This window comes from Chloroflexota bacterium (assembly GCA_016875535.1).
Taxonomy (GTDB): Bacteria; Chloroflexota; Dehalococcoidia; order SHYB01; family SHYB01; genus VGPF01.
Genome location: VGPF01000018.1, coordinates 23,548 through 41,128 on the forward strand (window position 1 = coordinate 23,548; position 17,581 = coordinate 41,128).

Here is a 17,581-nt window from a genome sequence, read left to right on the forward strand (position 1 = left end):
TCTCCTTCTTAACGCGCTCTCTCTTTTTCACGGCCTCTTCCTGCTTCGCGTTAGCACGATCTCTTCTAACGCCTGCATGACCGCCCTATTCCGGGAGAACTCCTCCAAGCTCATCCGGGCCCTCCGCCGCCAGTTCGGCTGCGGGTCGCCGGTGCCTGGAACATTCTGCGGCTGCGTCTCACCCCACAGATCCTCCAGGCTCACCACCACCAGCTTCGCCCGGCTCTTCACCAGATAGCGGTGGAGCGCAGAAAGAATCGTTTGCGTTGTCGCTTGTCCATCGAAGCTCCCACGTTCCTTAAGGAAGCGAGCAATCGCCTTCACCTGAGCGCCGCGGGCCCTTTTCTCTTCAAGCTCGGTCTTCCTTGTTAGGATGCCGAGTCGTCTTCTCCACTTGAAGTCGTCCCCGCTCCAGAAAGAAGCGAAAGGCGGCATGTCATGGTTGTTCAGCGCCGCGACGGCTCCCTTCGGCACCTCTCCAAGTGCCGCCTGAGGGTCGGCGCGGATAGAAAATTGTAGCATGTACATGCTGCCGAACCTGTGCCGCTCCAGGGATGCGTTCACCTCCGGCGGCACAACGCCCAAGTTCTCGCCGATGACCCAGCACTTGTTCCGGTGAGACTCCAAACTCAGGATGGCATACCATTCCTCAGGATGGTATCGGACGTAAATGCCGTCCACCGGCTTGAGGCCGCGGGGCACCCAGAAGAGTCGCTGGAAGCCCATGACGTGGTCCACGCGGAGCGCCTTTGCCATCTGCATGTGCTTGCGCAGATAGGCGATAGGATAGCCGTAGCCCTGTTCCCGGATCCGCTCAGGATGGAGCGGCGGGAAGCCCCAGTCCTGCCCTGTCTCGATATAGGAATCAGGCGGCGCGCCGACGGACATGCCCAGAGCAAAGGCATCTCGATGGGCCCAAGTATCGTAGCCGCCGCCGTGGACGCCTATAGGCAGATCCAAATATAGACCCGCGCCCTTGCGCGAGGCCTGGCGCAACTGACGGTGCGCCGCCCACTGGACGTAGCAGTGATAATCGCGCGCGGCTATGTCATAGGAAGCAGCATCGTTCTTCGGCCAGGCGGGCCAGGCATCGCCGTATCGCTCGACGGTCGCGCGGAAGGCTGCATAGCGCTCCACACCAGCATCGCTCTTCAGGAAGCGCTCTAGCCCATGCGAGCCTCTACCACGAACGACCCGAGTTGTAAGGAGTTCTAACACCCGACGCTTGAGGGCCATGACGCGCTTGTAGTCCACATGCGCGCCTTTTCGGAGTACCGCGATTGCCTCCCGGAAACCCCGCGATGCCACGAGCCGCTGTGCCTCATCGCAGTCGCGGTACTCAGGTAGGGCCTCCACGTTAACGTAGAACTCGTTCCAATGGAGGCGACTCACCGGCGCATAAGGGCTTGGGTCGAACGGCCTGTCCAGAAAGGAGGCGAGCATCGGAAGCGCTCCAATAAGGCCGACTCTCTGTCGCTTGGCCCACTGGGCAAGCTCTCCAAGGTCAACGAAATCGCCTGCGCCCCAGGAGCGTCGTGATTGAAGGGCGTAGAGCGGGAGAAAGATGCCGACTCCGCGCTGTTCGCCCCCAGGCAGGGCGTCATAGCTCCTTGTGGGAGCAACGATAACCATCGCCTCCGCGCGGGCAGACTCTGTGCGTACCTCTATGCGATGATACCCAAACGGCAGCGGCCCCGAAATCACCAGGCGCTTCTGCACAAAGCGTTCTCTCCCGATAGACGCCGATGCCGTATCACGCAAAGTCTTCCCAGGGCGCGTGATGGCCCGCCTTTCGCCTGACTCCAGAGTCAGCTCAGCCGTTATGCGGCCATCAGCAATCGCGACTGGGACTTGCACATCAACTGCCAGGGAACCTTTGTCCCAGACCACATAGACCGGCTCGCAGATGCGTCGCGCCATCTCTTCACTCCGCTCGCGCAAAGCAACGGCAGCATCAGCGCTGCCTTCGATAGACGCGCCCAGTACCTTGAGGGCAGCGACTATCGCATCACTGGGAGAGTGCACACGCTTTCCCTTGATATCAAGATATGCAGACTGCACGCCGTAGAGAGCGGCCAGCCGTTTGAGTGCCGCCATCTCTTGCGCCATGACGTCTACGCGCCACCGGTGAGGAGGTGAAGGGCTCCGGCAAGCGGCACTTCGACCCAATCAGGTCGGTTGTTCAGCTCGTATTCGATTTCATAAAGGGCCTTCTCCAAAAGTAGGGCCTCCAGAAGAACGGCCATCTCCCTTTCCGATTGCGGCAACAGCCCGCTGCCCTTCATTGCTTTCAGATAAGCGTCAAGGAAGGTCGCTTGCGCCCAGAACCTCCAGGCCTTCGTCCAGCCCTGCAGACGTGAAGCCTGGGCCTTGGGCAGTTGGCGTGAGGAGACGGTGGCGGCGTAGTCCAGGGAGCGCAGCATCCCGGCAACGTCCTTGAGCGGGGAGCGTTTCAGGCGCCGCCACCCGATCGCGCGGGCTGGCTCGCCCTCAAAGTCAATGACAACGAAGTCATCGCCTGTCCAGAGAACTTGGCCCAAATGATAATCGCCGTGAACGCGAATGCGCATGCCGCCATCTTCCAGCTTCGTCACCATTTCAAATCGAGCAAGCAGTGCATCCTCCATCTCTAAAAAAGCCTTCGCTTGCCGCTGAACGGCTCGCGGCAAAGTGCCTATGCGCCCTCGCAGCAAGGCAAGGGTCTGCAGCCCGCCTCCACGCATAGACTGGTAGAGCGATTGCTGATAGATAGTCCCAAAAGGCTCGGGCGTGAAGGCCGCGAGGCTAGGCTCGGAGGCCAGCGCGAGGTGCAGTTCGCCCGTGCGCCTCCCTAGCTGACTCACCGCACTCAGGTAACCGCCGGCATACTTCGCCAGAGCAGCTGGTGATGATCTCCTTGCGAAAGCTAGCAGCCTTCCGGAAGAAAGCGCCGAGGGTGCTGAAGAGGTTCCTCCTTCGAGAACACGCCGGTGGAACTCTTCGATCGCATCTTGGGTGAATTTCCACGCGTCGCCCTTGTTCCCAACAAAGCCGTGGATGATGGCGAGCGTCGTCGATTCTTGTCCCTCGCGACGATACTCTACTGCGCCCGCCAAGCGCGGCACAGCATCGAAGGTCGTGCGCTCCGCTAAAAAGCGTCCGATCTCCAAGTCAGGATTGACGCCTGGTTCTAAGCGGCGGAAAAGCTTCAAAACGGCGCGTTTCCCGAAAAATACTGAGGTATTGCTCTGTTCGCCGAGAGCTAGCGTAGGCTGCGGTAACGTATCTGGAGCGCCTAGAGCCGTTGCGAATTGCCCTTCAGCGATACAGCCGATGTCTCCCCTCTCGGCAGCAAAGCTCTCGCCGACATCAATAGCAACCACAAGCCTCTTCGCAAATCCCCCCTTCAGCAGGGCGTCATACAGGACGCCCTCGGCCTTCGACCCGCTTCCTTTCACCCAGGCAACCACCGATTGCAACGCATCTCGGACGATGGCACGCGCTGTAGCGCCGGAATCAAAAGCGACCGGGACCTGATAGCGCTCCGATTCGCCCTGCACGTACTTCATTCCTATGATGACGATAGCTGAACCATCGTCCACAGCAATCACGTCCTCCACCTGCGCCGCTTGGACAACCCGCGCCTTGCCGCCGAACCACCGCTGTCGCTCGATAAATCCAGTGAGAGCATCGGCTAGAACTGCTCGGTTGCCCGGGGCAAAAACATCCCGCCAGCTCTTGCTGATGGTGAGCGTAGCCTGCGCTGCTGGAGTATCAGAAAACCGAATCCTCTCCAATGCCTTCGGCTTAAGCGATAGGAGGAAATATCCATACGGAGCAAGCGTCAGAGAGAGGGTGCCGCTCGAATGCGTCGTGAAGCGCGTGCCGCTCAGGAGGTCCACAAGCGACCCCCCACGAAGCCTGCTATCGGAGAGGCTGACCTGTTGAGACGCCCGTGAGAGGTTCCCCACCACCAGCACGCTCTCTCCCTCGCTGCGACTGAGGAAGGCCAGAACCTTCCGATTCCCCGTTTCAAGAAACTCCGGCGCGCCTCGCCCAAGCGCCTTACTGCCCTTCCGCACCGCGATCAGCCGCTTGACCCAGTGGAGCAGGGAGTCCGGATTCGCCTGCTGCGCCGCAACATTCACCGATTGGTAGTGGTATTCGGATTCGGTGATGACGGGCAGATAGAGCCTCTCGGCAGGGGCCGAGGAGAATCCGGCATTGAGAGAGGCGTCCCACTGCATCGGCGTGCGGACACCGTTGCGGTCATGGAGAAGATAGTTGTCCCCCATGCCGATCTCGTCGCCGTAATAAAGTACCGGCGTCCCAGGCATGGAAAAGAGCAGCACATTCATCAACTCGATCTTCCGGCGGTCGTTGTTCATGAGAGGCGCGAGACGGCGGCGTATACCGAGATTCAGGCGGGCTTTAGGATCCTGCGCATAGATGCGCCACATGTAATCCCGCTCTTCCTCCGTCACCATTTCAAGGGTCAGCTCGTCGTGGTTGCGCAGGAAGACAGCCCACTGGCATCCCTCCGGGATGGTCGGAGTCTGCTCCAAGATGTCCTGGATGGGGAAGCTGTCCTCCAGGCGTATCGCCATGAAGAGGCGAGGCATGAGGGGGAAATGGAAGTTCACATGGCACTCATCGCCGGCGCCGAAATAGGCCGCGGCGTCCTCAGGCCACTGGTTCGCCTCGGCAAGCAGCATGCGGCCCTTGAAATGCGCGTCCACATGGCGGCGCAGGTCGCGAAGGAAGGCATGTGTCTGCGGGAGATTCTCACAGTTCGTCCCTTCCTTCTCATAGAGGTACGGGACGGCGTCCAACCGCAGGCCGGAGACTCCCATCTTGAGCCAGAAATTCATCGCGTCAAAGACGGCCTTCTTCACCGCGGGATTTTCGAAGTTCAGGTCCGGCTGGTGAGCATAGAACCGATGCCAGTAATAGGCTCCCGCAACTTCGTCTTTCGTCCAGTTGGACTTTTCAAAGTCCTTAAAGATGATGCGCGCCTCTTTGTATTTATCCGGGGTATCGCTCCAGACGTAGAAGTTCCGATCGCTGCTGCCGGGAGCCGCACGCCGGGCCCGCTGGAACCAGGGATGCTGATCGGAGGTGTGGTTGACCACCAGCTCCGTGATCACGTTCAGGCCGCGGCGATTCGCCTCCGCCAGGAACGTCTTGAAGTCATGAAGGTCACCATAGATCGGATTCACCGCTTTGTAGTCCGCGATGTCATACCCCTCGTCACGCAAGGGTGAGGGATAGAAGGGGAGCAACCAGAGCGCGGTGACGCCCAAGTCTTGCAGGTAATCCAGCTTCGCGGTCAGCCCGTTGAAATCACCTACGCCATCACCCTTGTTATCAAAGAATGACCGTACGTGGACTTCGTATATGATTGCGTCGCGATACCAACCCGGCCTATGTACATCAGACATCAGATCCCCTCCATCGCTGGAAGCCGTGTCACGCGAAAGATGTGCGCCGGGGACTGTGCGGGGTCAAGCTTGAAGTAGTTGCGCCTTCCCTGCCAACGGTAGCGCGAACCATCGAGGAGATCATGCACCTCGAACGGCTCCCCCTCCACAAGGCCTAAAGCCTTCAGATCCAGATGCACCCATCCCTCATGAACATGTGCAGGATGCAGGTTGAGCACCGTGAGCACAACATTGCGCCCATCCTCGGAGGCTTTGCTATAGCAGAGCACGTCGCTGCTATCAGTCTCGTGGAAACACAGCGACCAATCGCTCTGGAGCGCAGGGTTGTGCTTGCGTATCGCATTCACTGTGCCGATGAACCCGCTGATGGAGCCCTGTTGCTGCAGGTTCCAGTGCTTGATCTCGTACTTCTCAGAATCAAGATACTCCTCGCTCTTCGGCTCCCGAGGCTTGTGCAGGCATAGCTCATAGGCAGGGCCGTAGATGCCGCAGTTCGCGCCCAAGGTCGCGGCCAGGGCGTAGCGGACGCGAAAGGCTGCGGGGCGGCCCTGTTGAAGGTACTCATGCAGGATGTCAGGGGTGTTCGGCCAGAGATTCGGACGGAAGAATTCTCGAACCTTGCTCTTCGTCAACTCGGTGAAGTAGTCCTGGATCTCGGTCTTCTCGTTCCGCCAGGTGAAATAGGTATACGACTGGGTGAACCCTACCTTCGCCAGGCGATACATCACCTTGGGGCGCGTGAAGGCCTCTGCCAAAAAGATAACGTCCGGGCGCTGGCTCTTCACTTCAGCGATGAGCCACTGCCAAAAACGAAAGGGCTTAGTGTGCGGGTTGTCCACACGGAAGATGCGCACGCCGTGGCCCACCCAAAAGAGAACAACGTCCTTCACCGCCTCCCAGAGGTCACGCCAGGCTTCCGATTCGAAGTTGAGCGGGTAGATGTCCTGATATTTTTTTGGCGGGTTCTCCGCATACTGTATCGAGCCGTCGGCGCGCCGCTTGAACCACTCAGGGTGCTCTTTTACCCAGGGATGATTAGGGGAACACTGCAGCGCCAGGTCAAAAGCGATCTCCATGCCGTGCTCTTCAGCCTTTGCAACCAGACGGCGAAAGCCCGCAAGATCGCCAAGTTGAGGGTGGATCGCCGTGTGGCCGCCTTCAGCCGAGCCGATGCCCCACGGACTGCCTGGCTCATCGGGTCCCGCCATTAGGGTATTGTTCTTCCCCTTCCGAAAGGTCTTGCCGATAGGATGGATCGGTGGGAAGTAGAGCACGTCAAAGCCCATCCCTGCGATGTACGGGAGGCGCCTCTCCACATCGGCGAAGGTGCCGTGGCGGCCCGGCTCCTGGGCAGCCGAGCGGGGGAACATCTCATACCAAGTGCTGAAGCGCGCTTTGACCCGGTCCACCACCACCGCCAGCTCCTTCTCATATCTGGTGGCGTGACCGATGTCGACATAACGGGTAGCCAGCGCAGCTAGACGCTCATCAAGGGCAAACTCGGCGCGGGTCTTGAGCGGCGTCGCGCTGGAGGAAAGGCGTTCCGCCCATTTCTCTAGCGTCTCTTCGTTCTTTCCTTTGGCCCGCGCGCCTGCTTCTCGCAGCAATCGGGCCCCTTCCAGAAGGTCTCCGGAGACATCCTGCCCCGCCTCAAGGCGCTTCTGCAGGTCGCGTCGCCAGGTGGCAAAGTGGTCAACCCACGCGGCGATGGTGTAGTAGTAGCGGCCCAGCTCTGTCACTTGGAAGAAGGCCCGCCAGCGGTCGTTCCCCAATTCCTGCATCGGCGCGCGGTGCCAGGTGGCCGTCTGCTCCTTGCGGTGAAAGAGCATGGCGATAAGCACGTCATGCCCATCGGCAAAGACATCCGCCTCCACCGCAACGTCTTCCCCGATAACCCGCTTGATGGCGAAATCGCCGCCGTCAATCTCCGGCTCCACGCCCTCAATGACAACGCGTGTGCGACCAAGCGTAGAGCCGGGGTGCTGTGGGCGGCTAGGCTTCTTCTCCATATAGAGATTCCAGCCTATGGCTGTGGGCCGGAGTCGTCAAGAAGCGCCCCCTGAGAGCCGATTGACCCTGTGCAGGGGCGAATCGTATAGTCACTGGGCACAAGCTGCACCTAGGAGCGCCGCCGATGGACCCCTTCGGGAAGGAATTCCTCCTCGCATTCTTCCCCCTTTTGGTCGCCATTGACGCCATCGGCACGGTCCCCATCCTCCTCGGCATCCTAGAGTCGGCCTCCCCGCAACAGCGGCGAAGGGCCATCAACATCGCGCTTCTGACCGCCATGGCCGTCGGCCTCGCCTTCCTCTTCCTGGGCCACGCCCTCTTGCGCTTCCTGGACATCGAAGTGGGTCACTTCGCTATCGCAGGCGGCATTGTCCTGCTTGCCATAGCGTTGGGCGAGCTTGTGGGGACCGGCTTCCTTCGCCAGCAGCCGCCTGATGTGCGCGAGCTTGCCGCCGTTGTGCCCATCGGGACGCCCCTCACCGCCGGGCCCGGGACCCTCGCCACCCTCCTCGTGCTGACCGACCAGTACTCCTACGGAATCGTCGTCTCCGCCTTTGTGGTCAATATCGTCATCGCCTGGATCATCTTCACCTTCGGAACTACCATCGCCCGCTTCCTCGGGAAAGGAGGCCTGCGCGCCTCTTCCAAGATAGCGGCTCTGCTCCTAGCCGCCATCGCCGTGCGGCTTGCGGTGACGGGCATCAAGGAGAGCTTCGCGATCTAGCTACACGCAGCGGCATACGATTCTGCATCTTGGCTGGAGGCGTATAATCGGTTGCTGTCCGCACGTGACGCAGGCGACCAAGGAGCAAATACCCGGCAATGGATAGCGATGATGATGAAGGTCCTCTATTCCGCTTAGAGGCACGTACGCATGCCCCTCACCGCCTTTTACCTCGCCCCGGATTCGACGCTCCAGAAAAACCTCACTGAAGCTGAGGTCAAGGCCGCCTTCGAATCGAAGCGGGGCCTGCTCTGGGTTGATATCACCAGCACCGACCAGCGCGATGCCCGCTTCCTGGAAAGCGTCTTCAAGTTCCATCGCCTAGCCATTGAGGACTGCGTTGACCCCTTGGTCCACCCGCCCAAGATCGACGACTTCGAGGAATATCTATTCATCATCGTCCACGGCATCAACCACCAGGCGGAGTCGGAAGTTGTGGAGACAACGGAGCTTGAGATCTTTCTCGGGCCGCACTTCGTCGTCAGCAACCACAACTTTGCGATGATGAGCGTTGACGGCGTCCGCCGCCGCGCCGATGAAGACGGCCGCCCCATGCGCTATGGTGCGCAATTCCTCACCCACGCCCTTATAGATGCCGTCATGGATAACGTGATGCCCACCATTGACCGGATGGCTGAGGTGGCGGAGAAGATCGAAGAGGCCATCGTGGACAACCCGGATCGGGCAACGCTGGACACCATCATCGCCCTTCGCCGTTCTACCCTGCGGATCCACCGTGTCATGGCTCCACAGCGGGAAGTGCTGAATCGCATGAGCCGCGGCGAGTTTCCCATTGTCTCGGCAGAGACGGAGTTCTACTACCGCAACGTCTATGACCACATCGTGCGCATAGAAGACCTGAACCAGACCCTTCGGGAGCGCGCAGATACCGCCCTCTCGTCCTACTACCTCGCTGTGGCCTACCGCCAAAACGAGATCGTGAAGGTCCTCTCCTTGATCGCCGCCGTCTTCCTTCCCCTGAACCTCATCGCCGGCATCTACGGGATGAATCTTGTCCTGCCCGGTGAGCATTTCACGTGGGCATTCTATCTGCTCCTGGGTATCATGATCCTGGTGGGCGTAGGAACCGTGGCATGGTTCGTCTATCGGGGATGGTTCAATTTCCAGTGGTTCCTTTGGGAGCGTGAACCGCCGTCTCTGCTACGCCTCTTCAAGGTCGAGCCGAAGCATTTGAAGCGCATGGGGGAGACTCGATTGCACACCCCCAACGGGCCGGATCGCCCGCCTGCGGCGCAGCCCCGCGAGCAGAACCCCAAGCCGCCGCTAGACGGCTAGATCTTCGATTCCGTGTGGTAGGCGTCTAGCACATATTGGCGCACCATCCGCTGGGCGTTGAAGAACGAGCCGTTGAGCGCGATGGCGGAGCGCATCACCTCCGCATAGCCCTTCGGATTCTGATAGTAGAGCGGCAGAATCGCGCTCTCCAGCTTCCCATAGAGCGATTGCGCCTCCGCGGCATCGTCGCTCTGACCCTCCCAGCTATCGCCGATGGCCCATCCCGTGACGCCCTCCACATGCCCCTCCACCCACCAGCCGTCCAGTACGCTCAGGCTCGGCACGCCGTTCAGCGCAGCCTTCATCCCGCTGGTGCCGGAGGCCTCGAGCGGTTTGCGAGGCGTGTTCAGCCAGAGATCCGTTCCCGAGCACATCAGCTTCCCCATCGCCATGTCATAGCCCTCCACGTACACCACGGAGACAGCCTCTCCCAACTCGGTCGAAGCATCAACGATGCGACGGATGAGCGATTTCCCTTCTTCATCGCGCGGGTGGGCCTTCCCTGAGTAGATGACCTGGATCGGCCCGGCCTTCTTCACGATCTTCCGCAGCCGCTCCTCGTCGCTGAAGAGCATGTCGGCGCGCTTATAGCCCGTCGCGCGCCTGGCGAAGCCGATAGTGAGCTTTTCGGGGTCCAAGCGCCGACCGGTCCTGCGATCCACTTCATCCAGCAGGTCGCGCTTTGCGGCGGCATGGGCCGATTGGATATTCTCGAGCGGGATCCCCGCGGCATGGCGCAGACAGTTGTTGTCGCGGCGCCATTCGGGAAATTGCTGATCGAACAGTCGGCGGAAGGGCGGTGACATCCACGTGACTGCATGGACACCGTTGGTGATGGCGCTGAGGGAGTAGCCGGGGAACATCTCCTGGGCCACTAGGCGGTGGCGCATGGAGACGCCGTTGATATGGCGCGAGCAGAAGAGCGCCAGATGGCTCATATTGAGTGAGTGGTTTCGCGCACCGAGGCTCGCCAGCATGTCCGACCACTCTCTGCCGAGCACCTCATTCGCCAGGCCGATGGAAAACTCATCATGACCAGAGCGCACCGGTGTGTGGGTGGTAAAGATGCACTGCTGGCGCACCGCTTCGATGTCCGCCTTCGTGGCCGCAGGCCTGCCCTTTCCCACCGTTCGCTCATGCAACAGCGCCAGCGTGAGGAGCGCCGAATGTCCTTCGTTCATGTGATAAACGCTCACCTTTTGGTAGCCGAGCGCGCGTAACACAGCAACGCCCCCGATGCCGAGAACCACTTCCTGAGCCAGGCGATAGCGGTCATCGCCGCCGTAGAGCGTATCGGTCAGCGTCCTGTCCCAAGGACTGTTCTCTGGAAGCGCCGTGTCCAGGAAATAGACCGGAACGGCATGACCGGACGCGCCGCGAAGCATGTATCGCCACGCGCGGACGGTAACGTGGCGGTCCTCGATCTCGACGACGACCCGGGGCGGCAGCGGCTGGAGGAACTCCTCGGGGAACCATTCTTCGGGCGCTTCCGATTGTGCTCCCTCGGCAGTCAGCTTTTGGCGAAAGTAGCCCTTGCGATGGAGGAGAGTGATTCCCACCATCGGGACGCCCATATCGGCGGCGGCGCGAAGAGTATCGCCCGCCAGCACGCCCATCCCCCCGCTGTAGGTCGGCATCCCAGACTCAAGGCCGACTTCCATGGAAAAGTAGGCGATCACGGGCGCCCGAGCGGCGCCCAAATCTTCATTCATACGTGCTCCAATTCCAGTCCCTCAACACATATCACAGGCCGGTGGGCCTATAGAGACCAAGCATGCAATGCTTGAGATAGAGATAATGATGCAAGATCAATTCTGGGGACGATGCTACTTATTGAGGTTTGTGTCGCTAGATTATCGCTGGAAGAAATAGATATGTCATTCTAAGGCCAGGAGAAACCCACACTCGGATGGTGTCAGCGGCGGCGTCCACTTATGTAAATTGCGTTATCCTTAAGGCATCCAGAGCGCCATACCTGAAGTGTAAGACGCCGAATGAACCTTCCCCGCTGGATCCCGTTCAGCCCCAAAGCAGGCGTGCTCCCAAAGATGCTGGGGGTCATGTCCTCGTCGCAGTCGTACCGCTCAGCGTCGCGCTTCTGGCATCGAGCCTTGTGCTCGAAGATCGCGAAGAGGCGAATGCCAAAGAGCGCCTTGCGAACATCGCTGATTTGAGTTCAGCCGAAGTTCAGCGATGGCTCTTCATCGGACGTCAGGAGCTGACCGCCCTCGCCGCCTCCTCGCCAACCAATCGCAAGGACTTCCCTCCTGAGTTGAAAGAGGAGATTTTCAGGATCCTCAAACAAAATTTCAAGACTTTCGAGCACGTCTATATCCTTGACCTCCAGGGAAATATCCTGGCCTCCGAACCAAAACCTCCGCCGATACAACAATGGCGAGACCTGGAGGTCTACACCTCCACCGTCTCCGGCCAGCCCTCCCTCTCCCAAGCGATTTACGATCCGCAGGCTAAGACTGCCTCCTATATCTTCACCGTGCCCGTGCTGGAGAACGGAAGACAGTGGGGTGTCCTTGCCGCAACGCTTGTTGATAGCCCGCAAGAGCAGTTCGCTACAGGCATCCAAACGGAAGACAACTTCGCCTTTGTCATAGAGGGCAATGGGCTCATCATCGGCCACTCAGATCGGGAGAAGCTTGGCGAGATATGGACTACCGGCAAAGAACTCTACATGGAAGATATCCAAAAGGCCAGGTGGGTCACGGACCAGGGAAAGCGCCTTTTGTGTGTCCAGCGACCGATAGTAATCAGCGGCAAGGTCGGTACGCCATGGAGGGCCGTGGCCTGCAGTTCAGAGAGCAATGTATTCTCCGCGTTGCCCTCGGCGCGCGGGGTCATCCGTTTCTCTCTTCTCGGCTCCCTGGCTCTTGCCATCGTGACGGGTACGCTGCTGAGCCGAGGCATCACGGAACCGCTGAAAAAGCTGGCGCGTAGCGCCAAGCAGATCCAGAGCGGAAGGTTGGACCACCGCGCCGAGGTTATCGGCGGCGATGAGATCGCGGATCTGGCCGTCTCATTCAACAAGATGACAGACACACTGAAGTCCCAGATCGAAGAGATTCGCCGCGAACGCGAAATGCTGGACGCCATCCAAAGCAGCATGGTAGAGGGTCTTGCCATCATCGATGAATCAGCGCGGGTGCTCTATGTGAACAACGCGGCGCTAACGATCTTTGGGCTGAAGGCCAGTCAGATCATCGGCCAGCCATTGGACGCGATCATCGATCGCAGCCGCAGCGCCTTTGAGCCCAAGAATGCTGAAGCGCTCCTCTTCGATGCCGTGCACGGCAGGAAGCCCCTGCCGGTTCAGTTGGAGGTGACGGTTCTCCGCCCTGAGCGCAAGTCCATCGTCATCTCCATCTTTGACATCTTCAGCGAACTGCTGCCCAAGAGCCGCGGCTTGCTCTTCCGCGACGTGACTGAAGAGCGCGATCTTGTTCGCAGGCGCGATGAGTTCGTCTCGGTCGCCTCCCACGAACTCCGCACGCCCCTCACAACCATCATCGCCTTCACCGAGCTTCTGCTGGACAGCGAAGACAAGGGAAAAGTGCCCTCCGAATGGGTTGAACGCATGCGGGCCGATGCGCAGCGCCTGGCCGCCATCGTGGATGACTTGCTGGACGTCTCGCGCCTCAGGGCGGGGAAAATCGTCATGCGCCTCCAGCAGGTGTCGGTTGTGGACGCTGTGCGAGAGGCCATCGCCACGTCTCACGCCACGGATGAAAGCCATCCAGTCTCGATCAACATCCCGGACAACCTCCCTACCGTCCTTGCAGACAAGAGCAAATTTGGGCAAGTGCTGACAAACCTGCTCCAGAACGCCGTCAAGTACAGCCCCACAGGTAGGAACGTCACGGTCTCAGCGCAGTCCCACCCTGATACAAAACACGTCGTCATCGCCGTTTCCGACCAAGGCATTGGCATCGCGCCGGAAGACCAAAAGACGCTGTTTACGCCCTTCCACCGTGTGCAACGCTCAGAGACTGTAGGCATCCGTGGGACCGGTCTAGGCCTCTACATCGTCAAAGAGTATGTCACGCTGATGAACGGTGAGGTCTGGGTGGAAAGCGAGCTGAATAAGGGCTCCACCTTCTACATCGCACTCCCCACGGAGGACCCAAACCTGGAGCAGCCGGTATGAGCGCCGCGCAAAAGACGATCCTCCTTGCGGAAGACGAGGAAGGCATCCGTGTGGTGCTGGACGCCATCTTCGGCCGGGATAAGCGCTACCGTCTCCTCTATGCAAAAGACGGCGAAGAGGCCCTGGCCATCGCCCAGAAGGAGTTGCCGGACCTCCTGCTCACGGACATCGTGTTGCCGCGCAGGGATGGCAAAGACCTCTGCCGTGCGCTCAAGACCAACCCCGTCACCCGCCATATCAAGGTCTTGCTCTTTAGCGCCCTCGACCAGGAAGCGGGGAAAGCTGCAGCGACAGCCTCAGGGGCAGACGGGTTTGTCGCCAAACCTTTCAGCCCTCGGGCGCTTCAGGGCCTCGTGGCGGAACTCCTCGCCGTCAACTGAGCTTCCCTACCTTGGGGCAGGGGTAGCGGTCATCGGCGTAGACGTCGCCATGCCGGGGACAATAGGCCGTGGAAGCGGCCTCAGGGGATTCGGGGCGCTGCCGATCATCTTCAGCGGGGCAAACGCCGTCGTGCCGAGTGAGACATCGGGCGATGTGCCCATCCACTCCTGCAGCACTGTGGCATAGACGGACCTGAAGTCCGTCGTGAAGCGCAGATTATCGGCGTCAAGATTGCTCAAACTGGGTCTCTCGCCGTACACGCCGCCCTGTACCTTCGCGCCCACGATAAACATCGGCCCGGCTGAGCCATGGTCCGTCCCAGCGCTTCCATTGCCCTTCGCGCGCCTGCCGAACTCGGACCACGTCATCACCACCACATCCTCATCTCGCCCGTGCTCTCGGAGGTCGCTGTAGAAAGCGGCGATGGCGTCAGCAAGCTGCTGCAAGAGCCGTTGCTGGGTGCCCCGCTGTGCTGAATGCGTATCGAAGCCGCCCAAGGAGATATGCGCCACGCGCACGCCAAGCCCTGCGTCTATGGCGGTGGCGATCAGCCGCAGACCGGCGGCCAGCGAATTGTTGGGATAGGTGACCCCGGGACGATAGGCGGCGTTCGCCGTTTGCAGCTTCGTCGTGCTCTCCACCATCGAGCTCATCGTGCCGTCCAGAAGGAGGGAGTACGGGATATCCTTGGGGAATGAACTGTATAGAGTCGTCAGCGCCTTGATGCGGCGGCTCGATCGATCGGCGGTCAGCCCGTCCGTCTGGATGCGGTAGGCGTTCACGCTTTCGATGAGCGGGAGCGGGATGGAAGACTGGAACTCCTTGGGCAGCACTCCTCCTACGGCCATGCCTTCAAAAGCCGCTGCGGATTTCCTATCGAGTTTCTCAAGATAACGGCCAAGCCAGCCGGTGCGCAGCTTCAGCGTCGGATCGGCCGTCTGCCATATATCCATCGCGCTGAAGTGCGAAAAGGTGGGGCTCGGGTAGCCCACACCCTGGACCACTGCCAGAAGCCCGGCATCCCAAAGCTCCTTGAACTTGGTCATGCTCCCATGCAGCGAGATATCATCCGTAAGCGGGATAACCTCATTCTGCTGAAGCGCAAGCCCCGGGCGATAGGACTGATAGAGCGATTCCTTATACGGAACGACGGTGTTCAAGCCATCGTTCCCGCCCGCCATCTGCACAACCACTAGCGTCCTCGTTCGCTTCTTCGCATCCTCCCCAGCGGGCGGGTCAACCAGCGCCGCAACACCTGCACGCCTGAAAACAGCCGGGAGCAGCACCGATCCGGCGGTAACTACTGCTGTAGATGTGAGGAATTGTCTCCTGGTGAGCTGCATGGCGCTCCCTTAAGCCAACTGATACTCGGGCGAAGCCAGCATTAGGTACATGACATCCGCCAGCACATCCGCATCCTGGCTGGCGTTGGGAAAGGCCTTCATGTAGTCGGCGATGGCCTCTGCATGCCCCGGCGGCAGATTCCGATCCAGAAGCACCTTGCCGAAAAACCCGGCGACGGCATCTCGCGTCGTCACGCCTCGCGGCGGCGTGATTGAGGAGGTGATGCGCGGCACCTCGCGCTTGATCGTCTGGGTCAGCCGGTGCGCATAGTTCACGCGCTGTAGGAGCGCGGAGCTGTTGATCCACACCTCTCCGCCCGGCCACCCGGCAACGTTCGGCGGGTTAAAGAGCGCCTGGCCCATCGCCGTGGCCACACTTCCCAGCGTGTTGCCGTCCGTTGGCAGGCCCAGGCTGCGGATGGCGCCCGCCACGAACTCAACCGGGCTCTTCACTTTTGCGCGGTAGGCCCTGTCCGAGTAGAACTCCGGAGACATGAAGATTTCCCGCATGACTTCCCGGATGCTGAAATTATAGGACTTGAAGGCGTCCGCCAGGCGCCTGATGACCTGAGGCTCGGGATCGTCATAGACGAAGAACCTGAAGAGGCGGCGGCAGATGTACTCGTGGCAGGCACGCTGCTGCAGGATGATGTCAATGATGTCATCCCCGTCAAAGGTGCCGCGGCGGCCTAGGAAAGTCTTCACGTCGAAATCATGCTGGCCGATGTTGAAGACGAACTGTCCCCCTGAGATCGTCCATCCGGTGAACGCCTTCGCCGCCTCTCGAACGTCCTGCTCCGTATAGTTGCCTACGCCCATGGAGAAGAGCTCCATCAACTCTCGGGCATAGTTCTCGTTCGGGCGGTCCTTGCGGTTGTTCCGGCTGTCCAGCCAGGTGAGCATGGAGTAGTCGCGGGAGATGGCCTTCAGCAGCACGTCATACGAGCCCAAGGCATGCTTGCGGAGCAGCTGGTTCTGCTCAATCATGAAGGGCCCCTGGCCCACCCTGCTAAAGCCGCTGGTGAGCAGCCCGTGCCAGAAGAAGGTCATCTTTTCTTGCAGCGGCCGCTTGCTGTAGATCATCCGCAGGAACCACCAGCGCTGTTGGCCTACAAACTCATTCAAGTCGTTCTGCGCCAATGGCTTCGTGCCCTCTGGCGGCGGCGCAAAGTAGAGCTGCAGCTTTGCCTCAAGCTCGCCATCGTTCACCTGGTCGTAATTCAACAGGTCCACGATGGTGTTCTGGAGCCCCATGTTCAGGTAGGTCTCCAGCTCCTGCCTGGTGGCGCCAAAGCCCGCTCTGCGGAGCAGATGCGCGATCTTGGCTTCTTCGGTTTGCGGGAAAGGCCCCGGCTTGAGCACAAGTGGGCCGGAAGAGGTACCGCCCGATGTAGTGTCGGCGGCCGCCCGCCGGGGCGAAATCGCCTCCGCCAGTTCGTTCCCCGCTGCTCCCAAGGCGATGGCCGAGGCGCCGAGCATAGCGGCCTTCGTGACAAAGGCCTTCCGCTCCATCGGGACCTCAAGTATCCCCGGAGAGGAGCCAGTGCCCTTGGCAGAAGGTCTCTCCTTCACTCTTCCTCCCTTATAGCGCTTCACAGTTACTCTCTATAACGCCTAGCAGAACAAAAAGTTAGGAACTAGCCTACCACATCTTGCATATTGCGGTCGTCTTTATGACAAGCCGCCTTGTAACAAACCATAACTACTCGGTATACTGACCAGCCTGAGCCTCTCCTGGCGGTTTGAGGGGTCGCCGCTAGTGCTCAGCCCCAACTGAAAGAGGGCTTGCACAGTTATGCGCCTGCGGACTCGCTCACTCGCCATCATCGCGGCGCTGTACCGCCCCTGATTTCTTGGACAGTGATGTGATTGTATTCATGCGGCAACCACAGGGCAAGCGAGCAACTGACGGCGTGCTTGCTCTGGCGTCGCGTAGCGATGGCGCTCGATGAGCCACTCCCGGTTGTACCGCTCCTTGAAGGCAAGGAGCGCGAGGCGCAGCTCCTCCACGGTCTCAAAGGTTCGCACCCGGAGCAGTTGCTCCTTGAGGGTGCGGATGAACCGCTCCACGCAGCCATTGCCCTCCGGCTCCCGCACGAAAGCGGGACTGGAGGCAATCCGCAGGAAGCGGAGCTCGTCTTGGAAGTGGTCGCTCATGTACTGGCTGCCGTGGTCATGGCGCAGGACAAGGCCCGAGGCGACGTCGGCGCCGTAGCCGCCAAGGTGCTGGCGCACTCCTTGGCGCAGC

Annotated in this window: 11 protein-coding genes; 4 read left to right on the top strand and 7 right to left on the bottom strand. The window is 60.2% G+C overall.

Translation table 11 applies throughout. The annotated features are described in order from the left end of the window. Positions 1-27 precede the first annotated feature (27 nt). The 3 genes from malQ to FJ039_06750 are packed head-to-tail and all read right to left on the bottom strand — an operon-like array spanning position 28 to position 7,429. Positions 28-2,109: a 4-alpha-glucanotransferase gene (gene malQ, locus FJ039_06740; protein MBM4405860.1), complete on the bottom strand. Its 2,082-nt coding sequence runs from the start codon at positions 2,107-2,109 to the stop codon at positions 28-30. A gap of 5 nt (positions 2,110-2,114) precedes the next feature. After that, positions 2,115-5,420 (bottom strand): maltose alpha-D-glucosyltransferase, encoded by a 3,306-nt coding sequence (gene treS, locus FJ039_06745; GenBank protein MBM4405861.1) that lies wholly within the window; start codon positions 5,418-5,420, stop codon positions 2,115-2,117. Further along, positions 5,420-7,429 carry an alpha-1,4-glucan--maltose-1-phosphate maltosyltransferase gene (locus FJ039_06750; protein MBM4405862.1) on the bottom strand — a complete coding sequence of 670 codons (2,010 nt, stop codon included), beginning with the start codon at positions 7,427-7,429 and terminating at the stop codon, positions 5,420-5,422. The genes treS and FJ039_06750 overlap by 1 nt, the downstream gene beginning before the upstream one ends. A gap of 125 nt (positions 7,430-7,554) precedes the next feature. Between FJ039_06750 and FJ039_06755 the strand changes: the two genes are divergently transcribed. Next, complete coding sequence (locus tag FJ039_06755; protein MBM4405863.1) at positions 7,555-8,154, top strand: MarC family protein; 600 nt, start codon at positions 7,555-7,557, stop codon at positions 8,152-8,154. Between the two features lie 150 nt (positions 8,155-8,304). Beyond that, entirely contained in the window at positions 8,305-9,450 is a 1,146-nt protein-coding gene (gene corA / locus FJ039_06760) for a magnesium/cobalt transporter CorA (GenBank protein ID MBM4405864.1), read from the top strand. Here the strand turns inward: corA and glgP are convergent. Next, positions 9,447-11,162: an alpha-glucan family phosphorylase gene (glgP, locus tag FJ039_06765; GenBank protein ID MBM4405865.1), complete on the bottom strand. Its 1,716-nt coding sequence runs from the start codon at positions 11,160-11,162 to the stop codon at positions 9,447-9,449. The two genes, corA and glgP, sit on opposite strands and share 4 nt — an antisense overlap. A 197-nt stretch (positions 11,163-11,359) precedes the next feature. Between glgP and FJ039_06770 the strand changes: the two genes are divergently transcribed. Further along, complete coding sequence (locus tag FJ039_06770) at positions 11,360-13,609, top strand: HAMP domain-containing protein (protein MBM4405866.1); 2,250 nt, start codon at positions 11,360-11,362, stop codon at positions 13,607-13,609. Beyond that, positions 13,606-13,989 carry a response regulator gene (locus tag FJ039_06775; protein ID MBM4405867.1) on the top strand — a complete coding sequence of 128 codons (384 nt, stop codon included), beginning with the start codon at positions 13,606-13,608 and terminating at the stop codon, positions 13,987-13,989. The genes FJ039_06770 and FJ039_06775 overlap by 4 nt, the downstream gene beginning before the upstream one ends. A 6-nt stretch (positions 13,990-13,995) precedes the next feature. On the opposite strand, the gene FJ039_06780 is transcribed toward FJ039_06775, so the two are convergent. The 3 genes from FJ039_06780 to FJ039_06790 form a co-directional block, all read right to left on the bottom strand. Continuing rightward, positions 13,996-15,333: a DUF1501 domain-containing protein gene (locus tag FJ039_06780; protein MBM4405868.1), complete on the bottom strand. Its 1,338-nt coding sequence runs from the start codon at positions 15,331-15,333 to the stop codon at positions 13,996-13,998. Between the two features lie 9 nt (positions 15,334-15,342). Beyond that, entirely contained in the window at positions 15,343-16,845 is a 1,503-nt protein-coding gene (locus FJ039_06785) for a DUF1800 domain-containing protein (GenBank protein MBM4405869.1), read from the bottom strand. Between the two features lie 363 nt (positions 16,846-17,208). After that, the coding region (locus tag FJ039_06790; protein ID MBM4405870.1) for a transposase at positions 17,209-17,581 on the bottom strand (373 nt) is incomplete at its 5' end.